The organism is Polaribacter sp. (assembly GCF_051251875.1).
GTDB lineage: Bacteria > Bacteroidota > Bacteroidia > Flavobacteriales > Flavobacteriaceae > Polaribacter.
This window is the reverse complement of the sequence record NZ_JBPOGL010000005.1, coordinates 134,751-147,928: the sequence shown is the minus strand read 5'-3', so window position 1 is coordinate 147,928 and position 13,178 is coordinate 134,751. Positions and strand designations below refer to the sequence as shown.

Below are 13,178 nucleotides of genomic sequence, written 5' to 3'. Positions count from 1 at the left end.
TTAACGTATTACTTTATTAATTACATGCGTAATTTCTGGCGCCTTGTAATTGTTCATTTTTAGCATTAACTCTTCTACAGAACTGGCTACCAACAACATATTTCTATTTACTTGTTTTAAATAACCTTCTTCTACCATTTTATCTAATTGCATTAAAATAGCATCAAAAAAACCATTTACATTTAAGAGTCCAATTGGTTTTTGTTCTATATGAAGTTGTCCTAAAGTTAAGGCTTCAAAAAGTTCATCAAGCGTACCAAAACCACCGGGAAGCGTAATATAACCATCAATTAATTTGCTCATGATTACTTTTCTTTCGCTCATTTTTTTACAAACAATCATCTCTTCTACTCCAGCATGCACCACTTCTTCTTTTTCTAAAAGTTTAGGAATTACACCAATTACTTCGCCATTATGTGCCAGAATAGAATCTGCAAGAATGCCCATCATTCCTATTTTTCCACCTCCGTAGACCAACCCAATTCTGTTGTTGGCAAAATAATTTCCTAATGCCACGGCGGCCTCTTTGTAAATAGGATTAAAACCTAAGCTTGAACCACAAAAAACAACAATTCTTTTCATAAAATAGGTTGATAAATTCACGGTAAAAATAAATGAATTGCGTTTAAGTTTTACTATTTTTGAAGAAATACTTTTATCAAAAAAATGCAAGATACCTCAACACAATACAATGCTGTTATAGACCAATGTAGAAGTTTATTTATAAAAAAAATGTCTGATTACGGTTCTGCTTGGAGAATTTTACGTTTGCCATCCTTAACCGATCAAATTTTTATTAAGGCGCAAAGAATTAGACAATTGCAAGAAAATGAAGTTAGAAAGGTTGATGAAGGAGAGAAATCTGAGTTTATTGGAATTATAAATTATTCTATTATGGCGTTAATTCAGTTAGAGAATGGTGTTGTAGACAATCCGGATTTAAACACAGAGCAAGCAACCGTTTTATACGATAAACACAGCAAGATTACCAAAGAATTAATGATGAATAAAAATCATGATTATGGTGAAGCTTGGAGAGAAATGCGTGTTTCTAGTTTAACCGATTTAATTTTACAAAAATTATTACGCGTAAAACAAATTGAAGACAATAAAGGAAAAACGTTGGTTTCTGAAGGCATTGATGCTAATTACCAAGACATGATAAATTATGCCGTTTTTGCAATGATTCATTTGGGTGAATAAGTTGTAAAAGTTCAAAGGTTTTAAGTGAAAAAAATTTGTTATTGCAAGGAACGAAGCAACCTGTTTAATTGTAATGAGAATCTTTTAGAATAAATTTATGAAAAAACTGGTTTACTTAATAGCTGTTTTGCTTTTTGTGAGTTGTACTCAGGAAGAAGCTACAACTTATAAAGAAATGAAGTCTGATGAATCTATGTTAGAATTTTTTACTGATTCTGAATTACAAGATTTAGCTAAAATTGTTGATTTTTTTGAAAGTGAAATTTGTTTAGATAAAAGTAAGCCTAAAGACTAAGCTTATTTTGAATTCAATAAAAATATCATTGAAGAATCTATTAAAGGGACTAAAAGATTTAAAACTCCTTTAAATTACAAACTTCAAGAAAAAATGTATTCAGAGATTGACACTGCTTTTTTTAAAGAAATTTGGGTGCATAATACTTTTTATAGGAGATTAAAAAGTAAAACAGAAATTGTTGACAAAGCTTATGATTTAAATTTATTTGGAAAATATATATTGTTTCTAAAGAGTTTAAATAACGAAGATGTTTTGTTTAAAGACTTTTATAAGATGTTTAGTTTGTCTAATGAGATTTCTTTTGGAGTACAAGCATCAGCATTTTATCATTTTGAAAAGAAAGAGTTTAAAGGAATAAAAAGAAGATTGTTTTTTGCCATTTATTATGTAACAGTAAATGATAAAATGCATAATTATATAAATAATAAACCATGATATTAAAACTAATTACCCAAATTTCACGAATAATAGTAGGAGCTTTATTTATATTTTCAGGCTTTGTAAAATTGGTAGATCCAATAGGTTCACAATATAAATTTCAAGAGTATTTTTCTGAAAGTGTTTTAAATATGGAGTTTTTAATTCCGTATGCACTGCCTTTTGCTGTGTTGTTAATTGTTTCTGAAATTTTATTAGGTGTCATGATCTTAATTGGCTACAAACCAAAATTTACTGTTTGGAGTTTGTTTGCCCTAACACTAATCTTTTTGTTTTTAACTTGGTATTCTGCTTACTATAATAAAGTAACAGATTGTGGTTGTTTTGGTGATGCTGTTAAATTATCTACTTGGGGCACTTTCTATAAAAATGTAATTTTAATTGGGTTCATTATAATTTTATTGATAAAAGTAGATTTTATTAAACCCATTTTTAAAGGCAATATTCCTAAATTAATTACCTTTTTATCTTTGGCAGTTTTCTTATTTATAGTGCAACATGTGTTAACTCATTTGCCTTTAATAGACTTTAGAGCCTATGCTATTGGCAAAAATATTTCTGAAGGAATGAAATACAAAGATGATGGCGAAATTCCGCCTGTACACGATTTTATGTTAGAAGACACACAAAACGATTTAGCTCCAGAATTATTAGCCAAAGAAAAAGTAATGTTGATTATAGTCTATAATTTAGATAAATCTGATGAAAATGGATTTCCTAAAATGGCTGAAATTGCAAATAAAGCAGTAGAAAAAGGATATACTGTTTACGGAGTTTCAGCTTCTTTTACAGACGACTTAATTTTAGTTCAAAACAAATATAACTTACCTTTTGAGTTTTTATTCTGTGATGAAACAACGTTAAAAACAATTATTAGAGCAAATCCGGGTGTTATTATTTTAGACAAAGGAACCGTTACTCAAAAGAAAAATTGGGTAGATGTAGACGATTTAGAATTGTAAATTATCTACAATTTTAGCTACTACTTTTTATTTCTTTTACCATCTATTTCCGTAAGTGTTAGTCCTTTTTCACTATTAAAAAAAACATGTTTAGGACTACCAATAATTTGCGCAGAATAAATTCCTGAATGTCCAGAAAACAAATAAGAAGTAGTACACGCTAAACCTATAAAAACACCAGATTCTATTCCAAACAACTCAATACCCATAATTGTACAAGCAATTGGTGTGTTTGTTGCACCTGCAAAAACTGCTACAAAACCCATTCCTGCTAATAAAGGCATTGGCATTGGAATAAACCAAATTAAAACGTTTCCTAAAGTAGCACCAATATAAAATAGCGGTGTTACTTCTCCTCCTTTAAATCCGGCACCTAAAGTAAAGGATGTAAACAATATCTTTAATAAAAAATCATACGAATTTAAATCGATATTAAAAGCATCAACAATGGTTGGTACACCAAGACCAATATATTTTGTGGTTCCCATAAGGTATACAACAACAGCCAAAACAGCGCCACCAATTACAGGACGAAGTGGCGGATATTTAAAGTGTTTTTTAAATAAAATCCCCCAAAAATGTGTAGATTTTGAAAACAACATACTGGCAAGTCCAAAAATAATTCCTGCTAATAAAGACCATAAAATTGTTGCTGGCGTTAATTCTGATATCGTTGAAATAGTATAATGTGTATGATGAGAAATTTCCCAAACATCACAAAAATAATTTGCAAAAATTGCCGCTAAAAAACTTGGTAATATAGCATCAAACTTTATTCTTCCAATCACCATTACTTCCAAAGCAAAAATAGCACCTGCCAATGGAGTACCAAAAACGGAAGAAAAACCTGCACTAATACCGGCAATTAATATAATTTTTCTATCTAAATTAGAAAGTTTAAAAATTTTAGTAAACTGATCTGCAATAGCGCCACCAATTTGTACGGCAGTTCCTTCACGTCCGGCAGAACCACCAAACAAATGCGTTAATATAGTTCCTAAAAACACCAAAGGCGCCATTTTAAAAGGAATTATTTTTTTCGGAGAATGAAACTCCTCCAACAATAAATTGTTTCCTTTAACAACACTTTCTCCATAATAATGATAAGACAAACCAATTATAAAACCACCAATAGGTAGCAATGCAATAATCCATAAATTGGCTTCTCTATAATTTGTTGCCCATTCTAAAGCCCATAAAAAAACCGCAGATGCACTCCCGGTAAAAGCACCTATAAGCAAAGTGATACCAGTCCATTTTAACAAAAAAAACAAAGTAAAGCTTTGCTCAAACGACAGAAAGAAATTTTTAATTTTATCCATATATTTTAAAACCTCTTATCTAAAAAAAATAATAGAATGTTGTGTAACAAAGTCTTTAATTTAGGTTGCTTGGCAAAAATAAACAAATAAAAACTAAGAGAATATGTATCTGAAAGAATCATTTTATTCCCAAATCTATTGCTATTTTAAATTTTATTGTAACTTGTTTTAAAATCAAAAAAAAATGAACCAAGTTGTCTCTTACACTTCACAAGAAAACTACGCAATTATAACCATTAAAAACGGAAAAGCCAATGCTATTTCACATGATGTAGTTGATGGTTTAAACGCCGGTTTAAATAAAGCAGAACAAGAAAAAAAAGTAGTTATTCTTACAGGACAAACAGGAATATTCTCTGCTGGTTTTGATTTAAAATTGATGACAAAATCTCCTGAAGATGCCAAGGAATTGGTAACAAAAGGGTCTCAATTATCTTTACGAATGTTGTCTTTTCCACAACCAATAATTATTGCTTGTTCTGGACACGCTATTGCAAAAGGAGCTTTTTTATTGCTTTCTTCAGATTACAGAATTGGTGCTGAAGGCGATTATAAAATTGGTTTAAACGAAGTGATGATTGGCATGACAATGCACAACGCAGGAATTACAATTGCAAAATCTAGACTTTCTGAAGTCTACTTAAATAGAAGCGTTAATAATGCTGAAATCTACAATCCTAAAGATGCCGTAAAAGCAGGTTTTTTAGACTTAATAGTTTCTGAAAACCAAGTGTTACCTACAGCTATTAAAGTAGCTGAAATGTTTTCTAAATTAAACAAGAAAGCACATGCAGAAACAAAATTAAAAGTTAGAAAACAACATTTAGTAGCGTTAGAAAATGCGATTGCAATGGATTTAAAAAGTGATATTTCTATTCATTCTTAAAAAAAATCACAGAGATACACAGAGAAATTTTACAGAGATTCACGGCGAAAAAATAAGAATTCCACAAACTTTTTCCCTTTCGAAACTTTATAAAAACTCTTTGCAAACTTTGCGTTTCACTTTTTACATCTTCAAATAAAAGTTTTTAGTTAGATTAATATAATCCTCTGTGTATTGATGACGGCCAGTTTCTATAATTAAATGCGTTTCTTCTGTTTCATTATCCTCAAAAGAAAACTCTAACATACTTCTTTTTACTTCGGATGTTTCATTTCCTTGCACTCTACAAACTCTATTTAAAAAAAGATTGTTTTCTTTTGCCAAAACAACAAAACTCTCTTCTTCTTTAAAAGGAATAATTACTGAAAACACACCATTTGCTGACAAAATTTTTGAAACTCCAGAAATCAATGTATCAAAAGACAAAGAAGAAGTAAAACGCGCTTTATTTCTGGCAACATCTTCCGATTGAAAATCATCCGTATAAAAAGGCGGATTAGAAACAATTAAATCATAAGTTTCTTCCTCCTCTCCTATTTCATCTGCAAATTCCTGAAAAGTAGCATTGTAACAATACAAACGGTCTCCCCAATCAGATTGTTCAAAATTAGCCACAGTTTGTTCGTAGGCATTTTCATCAACCTCAACAGCATCTATGGTCATAGCATCAGTACGTTGCGCAATCATTAAAGAGATAACTCCTGTACCAGCACCTACATCTAAAATTGTATCCGGATAATGATCAACCGTACACCAAGCACCTAATAAAACGCCATCTGTTCCTACTTTCATTGCGGTTTTATCTTGATGAACTGTAAACTCTTTAAATTTAAATGGTTTTGACAATCTGTAATTTTTAATAGGCAATATATAGCAAAAAGAAGTCCAATCAAAAAAATAGACTTTAAAAAAAATAAAATTTAGAATACCTGTAGACACCACAGAACATTTGATGGAGACCTCTAATATTAGCGCTGAATTCTTTGAACAAAAAAAACCTATAGACACAAGTGTTATAGGTTTTTGTTTTTTAGAATGCAGAGAGGAAGGAACTAACACAATTCTCATAAACCCTCTGTTTATCTATGTTTCCAAATATATGAATTTTTACTGACACCTAATTAGTCCCTTAAAATTTAATCTCTAATATACTTATTTACTATATCTAATTGAATTCCAGAGTATTCAGAAAATTCATCTACAGTTATAAATTGATGAGGTTCTTTATCTAAAAAACTTTTCATATCATTTAAAAGCTTTCGCCCATAACGTTCACTGCGTCCTGTAATGCGCTGAATATCTTTTGGGTATATGCAAGCTCTTTTTTGATTCATAATACAGTATCTATGCTTTATCCATACTTAAGCCATATTCTATAATTATATGATAATGGTAATAATGCGTTGTTAAAGTGTTGACAACACGATAGTGTTATCAATATTTTAATGACGTTTTTGGTTGTATCGGAATGAATGACCAAAAACGGATTTTGATTTTTTTCTTTAAGCTATAAAGTTACGTGATTTGAATTTATTAATTAAAAATAAAATCTTATGGCTAAACAGACTGGTATTATCAAATTAAAAGGAACTATCGGAGGTATTTCTTTTTACAAAACAGGAGATGGACATCTTGCACGAGAAAAAGGAGGCGTGGATAAAAATAGAATCCAGAATGATCCTGCGTTTCAAAGAACGCGTGAAAATGGTTCTGAATTTGGAAGAGCAGGGAAAGGTGGAAAAGTATTACGAAATGCAATTCGTGTGCTTTTGCAAAATGCAAAAGACAAGCGTGTTGTAAGCAGATTAACAAAAGACCTTGTTGCTATTGTTAAAACAGACACCACCAACGAAAGAGGGTTAAGAACCATCCAAGATGGGGATTTAAGCCTATTAGAAAGATTTGAATTCAATTTGAATGGTAAATTAGGAGCAACTTTATTTGCTGTATTTACAAATGCTTTCGACAGAGTTACTGGTGATGCAACTTTAAATATTGCTGCTTTTTCTCCAACTTTAAGAATTGCAGCTCCTGCAGGAACAACTCATTTTAAAGTTGTAATGGGTGCAGCAGAATTAGATTTTGCAAATGAAACCTCAACATTTGAAAATGATGCAACTGCAATTTTGCCTTATACTGCAGCTGATACTGCTCCAATTGCTTTAACATCTACTATTACTGCTAATTCAACGTTGCCTGTAGTACAAATTTTAGGGATTGAGTTTTACCAAGAGGTAAATGGACAAATGTATGCACTTAAAAATGGTGCTTACAATGCTTTATCAATTGTTACTATTGATACTCCATAATTATGGAACTATTACTTCAAAGAGCGTATTTTAAAGAGGGTACTAATGGTACTCTCTTTCGCTCTGGTAAATTTCTTTGTCATACAATTGAGTTGCCCTGGAAAAATAATAAGAGAAATATTTCTTGTATTCCAGAAGGAGAATATCAAATTGAGCCTCGTTTTTCTAAACGATTTCAACATCATTTAATTTTAAAAGCAGTAAAAAGCAGAAGTTATATTTTATTTCATCCTGCAAATGATGCAAAAAGAGATTTAGAAGGTTGTATTGCTCCAGTAAATTATTTAAGAGGCATAGGAAAGGGTATTTATTCAAAAGATGCTATGCAAAAGTTACTGTCTCTGGTCTACCAAGCTAAAGACAGAAAGGAAATTATTTTATTAACTATTAAATCACAAAATTATGAACATAGTAGAACGTTATAAAAAGCCAACACCAAGGTTTTTCAAAATTTTAAGAAATATCGGTATTGCTTTGGCTACAGCTGGGGGCGCAATTATTGCAGCTCCAATTACAATACCATCTTTGGTTGTAACAATTTCAACTTATATGACTGTTGTTGGAACTGTGGCTACTGCAGTAAGTCAAGCAGTTGTAAAAGATGAAGATAGTTCTGAAATTGAAGTAAATTCAACAAAATAATGGACGATAATACTAAATCTGCAATTGTTGGTGGTACTTTTTTTTCATCTGTAGTAAATATTGGTGTTGAAGATGTAGCTACAACTATAATTTTAGCAGTTATTGGTGCTATTGTAAGTTTTTTTGTTTCAATTATTTTAAAATACATATTCCAGAATCTAAAAATTAAAACGAAAAAGTAGAGTTACATAATTTTTATGTTGGAATTAGGTCAATAAATAAAGTACATTATAAAAATAGTGTACTTTTTTTATGTGTTTTTTTAATAAACGGTTTTAAATTATTTTTTACTTAACGAAATGAGACAAACAAAGAATTTTGATAAAGAAACCAAATGAATTTAGCAGAATTTTTGTGCAGGAGAATGAGATAAGGAAAAAATATCAACGAATATTATCGTTTTTAAAGATTGATAAACAGAGGTGGGCTTGAGCGTGGAGTTTATCAATCTTTAAAAATGTTAGCCCAATGGCGATTGAATGAAAATTATTAAAGACGAAGTACGTAGTGCGCTGGCAGAAGCGAAAATAAGTGTGTATTTTTTTATTTGTTCTGTACTATTTTTCTGATTGTTTTTGTAAAAAGTGAATGCCTCGAAAAATATTTTTATTGTTAGTAAATTTCTATGGTTACTAAATTGTTTTTAAACTTGGATTAGCATTTGCTTTTGTGAAAACAATATTATCCCATTTTCTTACAAATAAAAAAATATACTCTTATTGGCTTTTTCTTGATTTTATAGGTGCTTTAGAATTATTCTTATTATTTCTAATTTACAATGATTTATAACTCTAATTTATTGAAACTAAAAAAGCACTTATAAAAACAATGCAACAATTACGAAATGTTATTTAAATATCTAAAAGTTATTAATTACTAAATATGTGAGCGTTGGAAGAGCGGCTATTTTACATAATGGCGTTATAGTGCCTGGAGTTTACGGAAGAGCAGTATAACTGCGCATTATGTAAAGATAGCTTTGGGGAGTTTTGTGTTTTATGAAATAATAAAAGCGTGTTGCTTTTTAGAGTTGTGCAATGAGTTTGCGAATGGAACAAGCTCTAAAATGCAACTTCCTATAGATTTTAAAACGCTAAACTTGCGTTGGCGCGCGGAACAAACCAAAAGACAGCCATTTTTTGCTTTTGCAACAAATTGGATTTTGGTTTGTGGGGAGTTTTTACCAAATTGATTCTATTTAAAGTTATGTAAGACTCAATAAAATAAAGATGTATAGGTTTTAAATAAAAGGCACTCTAATTTTTAATGGTCTTTCCTTCCCTATTACCCAATTTATAAGAAACTAATAAAGCTTAAAATATATTGTTTACATAACTTCTGTTTTTTTGATTGACTAAAAATAAAAGTTATGTAAATTAATCGGATATTATATTAGTTGATGTTATAGAAGATTTTCGTCTATAATATTTATTATGCTCAAAGCAAACTCTACCTCTAACAATAGCAGGGTGAACTTTGATTTTTTTTGCGAAATTTAAAATAACATCATCTGTAAATATATTATTGGCTATTTCAAAATATTCCCATTCTGATTCAGGTATTAATTTATTTCTGGCGAATTGATTTGCTTCAAATTCTAAGGTATCATTTTTTGAACTATTAATGAAAAATGAATGACCCTGATAATCACCTGTTAAATGAAGAAAAACGTGCCCTAATTCATGCATTATTGTGAAGGCAAAATTATCTAAACGTTTATATTTTAGAGACAAAACTATTGAAGGTACACCATTCGACATAAAGGATTTACCATCTACAGGGGTTTTAGATGGCCTGTCTAGAGTCTCAAATTTAATACCATAATTGCTTAATGTCTTTTTAGTGTCTTCTATTAAGTTCTTATTGTTTTTAAGAAATAATATATTTAGTTCTTTAATTAAATTATCCTGATTATTAAGACTAAACTTTTTAACTTTAATATTTTTTACTATGTATTCTGCATATGTAGACCAGGCGATAACATTATTTTTTTGCTCGGAAAATGCTTGAGATTTACGATAATGAGAAAAAACATAATCTTGATGATACTCATAAAATTTATCAAAATCTTGAACATCGTATAGCTTAAATATTGATTTGATATTTGATTTAATATCTGATTCAATTATTTTTTTCTTTCTAAAGTAACTAATTGGGATTATCTTTTGAATATTATTCCAAATCTTAATAAGTGCCGCTTCTTCTGAAAGCGATTTTTCAGTTTCTACAATATCGTACATAGCTTGTTTCACTAGCCAATCTTTTGCCCTACCTAAGCCAACTGCTTCAAGTTTAACAGATAGTTCAGCTGTAAATGGTTTTTTATTGACTAGGATATTATTTAATACTGATGGGCTAAGTTGAATTATAGAAGATAAATCTCTCTGAGACATATTTTTATCTTTCATTAATTCAATTAAAGAGATACTAGGGTGTTGCATTTCTTTCATGGTGCAAATGTATAAAAAATATTAATACTACAATTTACTAAAAAAAAACTATTCAACAAAACAAGTTAATAACTTTAATGTTAGTTTTATTAAAAAATATTAAAATAGTTTTTATATTTGCATTAGTTAAATGCGTAAATTAATTCTGATTATCAGTACAAAAATAAAAAACACTTAAAATGATATAAAAATAAACAAAAAAAAGCTCAGTATAAAATATACCAAGCTTTAAAATTTCTACAGAAACCTGTAGTTTGTATTCGCACTTCAAACATACAAATTTCTTTTTAAATTTTATTGCAAATATTTAGTAATGTTAAACAGGCAAGGACTTATTGTGTAGTCCTCAATGTCAAAAAGCTTTTAAACTCTTAAGAACCTCTAGGGAAGGATGCACAAACATTAATAAATACTTAAAATAAAAACAATATGAATTATTCATATAAAATTAATGGAGAAAAATTTACTTCTCCTAAGCAAAAATTAACAGGTGAAGAAATTTTAGAACTAGCCTGTTTAACACCAATAGAAAGTTACGAATTACTTCTAAAAACAAACCATAAAGGTTACGAGCCAATCCAATTGACGGAAACAGTAGATCTATCAGATCCAGGTATTGAACACTTAACTGCGAAACTTTATCAATCTATAATAATATTTATTGATGATAAAGAGTATTTAGTAGAAGAATGTTTTTCAACACCCAGAAAACTACTAGAACTCGCAGGTTATAATAATGATAGTTATTATTTAACCCAAATCAAAAGAGGAGGTACTGAAATTGGATATAAAGAAAAGAATGATACTAATCATAAAATTTCATTAGAAAAAGGTTCAAGGTTTTGTTTATATGAAAGAGAACAACAATGTGTTATTGTTAACGCCGAAAATCATCCATGGGGTAAAAAAACTATTTCTTTCGAAGAAGTAATTCAGCTAGCTTTTGGTAATGCATGTAATCCTAATTTTACTTATACAGTTTCATATACTAGAGGTAATAATCAAAAACCTACTGGAACTTTGGTTAAAGGCAATGAAGTAATTGTTAAATCTAAAATGGTCTTCGATGCACAGCAAACTAATAAATCCTAGTTTAGATATAGTTCAACTTCGTAACAATGGTTACGAGGTTGAAATTAAAGAAAATCACCTTTTAATTTACAATATTCCTTATTTTAACAATGTTAGAGATGTATGTAAAGGAGTTTTAGTTTCGAAAATAGAGCTTTCTAATAATGAAATAATTCAAACTCGTGATCATACAGTTTTCTTTATTGGAGATAAACCATGTGATGCAAATGGAGCTACTTTAAACACAATTATAAATAATAGTAACTCAGCACGTCTTGGGCAAACTATTACAATAAATCATATGTTTTCTAGTAAACCTAAGAATGGGTATAAAGATTATTATCATAAAATGGAGTCTTATATCAATATGTTAACATCTCATGTTCAAAGTATATATCCAAAAGAAACAGCTAAAACATTTCGCGTTTTAAAAGACGGTAAATCGGATACACCTTTTGCTTATATCGATACCAATGCATCAAGAAGTGGAATTCAATTTATTAATGACAAGCTTTCTAATTTGAAAATTGGTATTATAGGATTAGGAGGAACGGGTTCATACATATTAGATCTGATAGCTAAAACTAGTGTTTCAGAAATACAACTTTTTGATGGAGATGAATTTTGTCAACATAATGCTTTCAGAAGCCCTGGAGCAGCATTGATAGAAGTACTGAATCAAAATTTAAAGAAAGTTGATTATCAAAAAGATAATTATTCTAATATTCATCAAGGAATAATTTGTCATAGTGAGTATATTGGAGAAACAAATTTAAACTTATTACAAGATTTAGATTTTGTATTTATAGCTATTGATAGAGGACTTATCAAAAAACTTATCTTCAATTATTTAGAAGATAAAAAAATAAGTTTTATTGATTGCGGAATAGGAGTTATTAAAAAAGATAATTCCTTGCTTAGTTCTGTAAGAGTTAATTTTAGTGCAGATGGGTTTAGAGAGCATATCTGGAATGATAGAATATCATTTACAGATGAAGATGACGAAAAGAATCTTTATTCATCAAATATTCAGCTATGTGAATTGAATTCTTTAAACGCATGTCTCGCAGTTATGAAGTGGAAGCAATTTTATGGTATTTACCACGATGTTGGAAACGGATATAGTAGTATTTACAATTCTAGTGTTAACGAAATAATAAATGATGATGTTAGAGCCTAGATTTGTAAAATTCATACCTGACCGATTACAAGAAGATGTTTTATATGTGTCTTATGAGTATAATACTGCAATTCATCTATGTGCTTGCGGTTGTAATAATAAGGTTGTAACACCTATATCTCCTATTCAATGGTCATATAATTATAATGGAGAGAGTGTTAGCCTACATCCATCTATTGGTAATTGGAATTTTGATTGTAAATCTCATTATTGGGTGAAAGACAATCAAATTATATGGGCTGATAAATGGGATGCGCAAAAAATTTCTCAAGTTCAACAAGTTGAACAAAAGGAAATTTCTGATTATTTTGAAGAAAAAAATGATAGTAAAAAAGATGGTTTTTTTACTAAACTCTTAAAGTATTTTAAAATGATTAAATAAATGAAAAATGAATCACTGATTTTACGCTATGTTTA

At 29.5% G+C, this 13,178-nt stretch carries 16 protein-coding genes; 12 read left to right on the top strand and 4 right to left on the bottom strand.

The genetic code is table 11. From position 1 onward, the window contains the following. On the bottom strand, positions 1-582 hold the full coding sequence (locus ACSHW5_RS04290) for a TIGR00730 family Rossman fold protein (protein WP_435674869.1): 582 nt from the start codon (positions 580-582) through the stop codon (positions 1-3). Between the two features lie 84 nt (positions 583-666). On the opposite strand from ACSHW5_RS04290, the gene ACSHW5_RS04285 reads away from it, so the two are divergent. The 4 genes from ACSHW5_RS04285 to ACSHW5_RS04270 all read left to right on the top strand — a co-directional run bounded on the left by ACSHW5_RS04285 (position 667) and on the right by ACSHW5_RS04270 (position 2,901). Beyond that, positions 667-1,203 carry a DUF1599 domain-containing protein gene (locus ACSHW5_RS04285; protein WP_435674868.1) on the top strand — a complete coding sequence of 179 codons (537 nt, stop codon included), beginning with the start codon at positions 667-669 and terminating at the stop codon, positions 1,201-1,203. A gap of 97 nt (positions 1,204-1,300) precedes the next feature. Continuing rightward, positions 1,301-1,498: a hypothetical protein gene (locus ACSHW5_RS04280; RefSeq protein ID WP_435674867.1), complete on the top strand. Its 198-nt coding sequence runs from the start codon at positions 1,301-1,303 to the stop codon at positions 1,496-1,498. A gap of 93 nt (positions 1,499-1,591) precedes the next feature. Continuing rightward, the gene (locus ACSHW5_RS04275) at positions 1,592-1,936 is read left to right on the top strand and encodes a hypothetical protein (protein ID WP_435674866.1); all 345 of its coding nucleotides are present in this window, start codon (positions 1,592-1,594) and stop codon (positions 1,934-1,936) included. Next, positions 1,933-2,901 carry a DoxX family protein gene (locus ACSHW5_RS04270; RefSeq protein ID WP_435674865.1) on the top strand — a complete coding sequence of 323 codons (969 nt, stop codon included), beginning with the start codon at positions 1,933-1,935 and terminating at the stop codon, positions 2,899-2,901. Before ACSHW5_RS04275 ends, ACSHW5_RS04270 begins: the two co-directional genes overlap by 4 nt. 20 nt (positions 2,902-2,921) lie before the next feature. On the opposite strand, the gene ACSHW5_RS04265 is transcribed toward ACSHW5_RS04270, so the two are convergent. Further along, positions 2,922-4,223: a voltage-gated chloride channel family protein gene (locus tag ACSHW5_RS04265; protein WP_435674864.1), complete on the bottom strand. Its 1,302-nt coding sequence runs from the start codon at positions 4,221-4,223 to the stop codon at positions 2,922-2,924. A 184-nt stretch (positions 4,224-4,407) separates the two neighbouring features. Here ACSHW5_RS04265 and ACSHW5_RS04260 point away from each other — a divergent pair, with 184 nt between their 5' ends. Next, positions 4,408-5,109 (top strand): crotonase/enoyl-CoA hydratase family protein, encoded by a 702-nt coding sequence (locus ACSHW5_RS04260; protein WP_435674863.1) that lies wholly within the window; start codon positions 4,408-4,410, stop codon positions 5,107-5,109. 123 nt (positions 5,110-5,232) lie between these two features. Here ACSHW5_RS04260 and ACSHW5_RS04255 read toward each other — a convergent pair whose 3' ends face one another. Then, positions 5,233-5,901 (bottom strand): tRNA1(Val) (adenine(37)-N6)-methyltransferase, encoded by a 669-nt coding sequence (locus tag ACSHW5_RS04255; RefSeq protein WP_435674890.1) that lies wholly within the window; start codon positions 5,899-5,901, stop codon positions 5,233-5,235. A 761-nt stretch (positions 5,902-6,662) separates the two neighbouring features. Between ACSHW5_RS04255 and ACSHW5_RS04250 the strand changes: the two genes are divergently transcribed. From ACSHW5_RS04250 to ACSHW5_RS04235, 4 genes are read left to right on the top strand one after another with little or no spacing between them, the layout of a single operon-like run. Then, complete coding sequence (locus tag ACSHW5_RS04250; protein ID WP_435674862.1) at positions 6,663-7,418, top strand: hypothetical protein; 756 nt, start codon at positions 6,663-6,665, stop codon at positions 7,416-7,418. Positions 7,419-7,420: 2 nt separating this feature from the next. Next, positions 7,421-7,843, top strand: coding sequence for a DUF5675 family protein (locus tag ACSHW5_RS04245; RefSeq protein WP_435674861.1), 423 nt, complete (start codon positions 7,421-7,423; stop codon positions 7,841-7,843). Continuing rightward, positions 7,821-8,060 carry a hypothetical protein gene (locus ACSHW5_RS04240; protein WP_435674860.1) on the top strand — a complete coding sequence of 80 codons (240 nt, stop codon included), beginning with the start codon at positions 7,821-7,823 and terminating at the stop codon, positions 8,058-8,060. Before ACSHW5_RS04245 ends, ACSHW5_RS04240 begins: the two co-directional genes overlap by 23 nt. Next, the gene (locus tag ACSHW5_RS04235; RefSeq protein WP_215995880.1) at positions 8,060-8,242 is read left to right on the top strand and encodes a hypothetical protein; all 183 of its coding nucleotides are present in this window, start codon (positions 8,060-8,062) and stop codon (positions 8,240-8,242) included. Before ACSHW5_RS04240 ends, ACSHW5_RS04235 begins: the two co-directional genes overlap by 1 nt. A 1,194-nt stretch (positions 8,243-9,436) precedes the next feature. Here ACSHW5_RS04235 and ACSHW5_RS04230 read toward each other — a convergent pair. Continuing rightward, on the bottom strand, positions 9,437-10,510 hold the full coding sequence (locus tag ACSHW5_RS04230; RefSeq protein WP_435674859.1) for an ImmA/IrrE family metallo-endopeptidase: 1,074 nt from the start codon (positions 10,508-10,510) through the stop codon (positions 9,437-9,439). Between the two features lie 429 nt (positions 10,511-10,939). On the opposite strand from ACSHW5_RS04230, the gene ACSHW5_RS04225 reads away from it, so the two are divergent. The 3 genes from ACSHW5_RS04225 to ACSHW5_RS04215 are packed head-to-tail and all read left to right on the top strand — an operon-like array spanning position 10,940 to position 13,143. Then, positions 10,940-11,602, top strand: a complete 663-nt coding sequence (locus ACSHW5_RS04225) for a multiubiquitin domain-containing protein (protein WP_435674858.1) — start codon at positions 10,940-10,942, stop codon at positions 11,600-11,602. Beyond that, entirely contained in the window at positions 11,577-12,761 is a 1,185-nt protein-coding gene (locus tag ACSHW5_RS04220; RefSeq protein ID WP_435674857.1) for a ThiF family adenylyltransferase, read from the top strand. The genes ACSHW5_RS04225 and ACSHW5_RS04220 overlap by 26 nt, the downstream gene beginning before the upstream one ends. Further along, positions 12,745-13,143 (top strand): DUF6527 family protein, encoded by a 399-nt coding sequence (locus tag ACSHW5_RS04215; protein WP_435674856.1) that lies wholly within the window; start codon positions 12,745-12,747, stop codon positions 13,141-13,143. Before ACSHW5_RS04220 ends, ACSHW5_RS04215 begins: the two co-directional genes overlap by 17 nt. The last annotated feature ends 35 nt before the right edge of the window (positions 13,144-13,178 follow it).

Excerpts from the sequence above, each read along its gene's own strand:
- ACSHW5_RS04290 (WP_435674869.1), bottom strand. The coding sequence starts at position 582 with ATGAAAAGAATTGTTGTTTTTTGTGGTTCAAGCTTAGGTTTTAATCCT.
- ACSHW5_RS04285 (WP_435674868.1), top strand. The coding sequence starts at position 667 with ATGCAAGATACCTCAACACAATACAATGCTGTTATAGACCAATGTAGA.
- ACSHW5_RS04280 (WP_435674867.1), top strand. The coding sequence starts at position 1,301 with ATGAAAAAACTGGTTTACTTAATAGCTGTTTTGCTTTTTGTGAGTTGT.
- ACSHW5_RS04275 (WP_435674866.1), top strand. The coding sequence starts at position 1,592 with ATGTATTCAGAGATTGACACTGCTTTTTTTAAAGAAATTTGGGTGCAT.
- ACSHW5_RS04270 (WP_435674865.1), top strand. The coding sequence starts at position 1,933 with ATGATATTAAAACTAATTACCCAAATTTCACGAATAATAGTAGGAGCT.
- ACSHW5_RS04265 (WP_435674864.1), bottom strand. The coding sequence starts at position 4,223 with ATGGATAAAATTAAAAATTTCTTTCTGTCGTTTGAGCAAAGCTTTACT.
- ACSHW5_RS04260 (WP_435674863.1), top strand. The coding sequence starts at position 4,408 with ATGAACCAAGTTGTCTCTTACACTTCACAAGAAAACTACGCAATTATA.
- ACSHW5_RS04255 (WP_435674890.1), bottom strand. The coding sequence starts at position 5,901 with ATGAAAGTAGGAACAGATGGCGTTTTATTAGGTGCTTGGTGTACGGTT.
- ACSHW5_RS04250 (WP_435674862.1), top strand. The coding sequence starts at position 6,663 with ATGGCTAAACAGACTGGTATTATCAAATTAAAAGGAACTATCGGAGGT.
- ACSHW5_RS04245 (WP_435674861.1), top strand. The coding sequence starts at position 7,421 with ATGGAACTATTACTTCAAAGAGCGTATTTTAAAGAGGGTACTAATGGT.
- ACSHW5_RS04240 (WP_435674860.1), top strand. The coding sequence starts at position 7,821 with ATGAACATAGTAGAACGTTATAAAAAGCCAACACCAAGGTTTTTCAAA.
- ACSHW5_RS04235 (WP_215995880.1), top strand. The coding sequence starts at position 8,060 with ATGGACGATAATACTAAATCTGCAATTGTTGGTGGTACTTTTTTTTCA.
- ACSHW5_RS04230 (WP_435674859.1), bottom strand. The coding sequence starts at position 10,510 with ATGAAAGAAATGCAACACCCTAGTATCTCTTTAATTGAATTAATGAAA.
- ACSHW5_RS04225 (WP_435674858.1), top strand. The coding sequence starts at position 10,940 with ATGAATTATTCATATAAAATTAATGGAGAAAAATTTACTTCTCCTAAG.
- ACSHW5_RS04220 (WP_435674857.1), top strand. The coding sequence starts at position 11,577 with ATGCACAGCAAACTAATAAATCCTAGTTTAGATATAGTTCAACTTCGT.
- ACSHW5_RS04215 (WP_435674856.1), top strand. The coding sequence starts at position 12,745 with ATGATGTTAGAGCCTAGATTTGTAAAATTCATACCTGACCGATTACAA.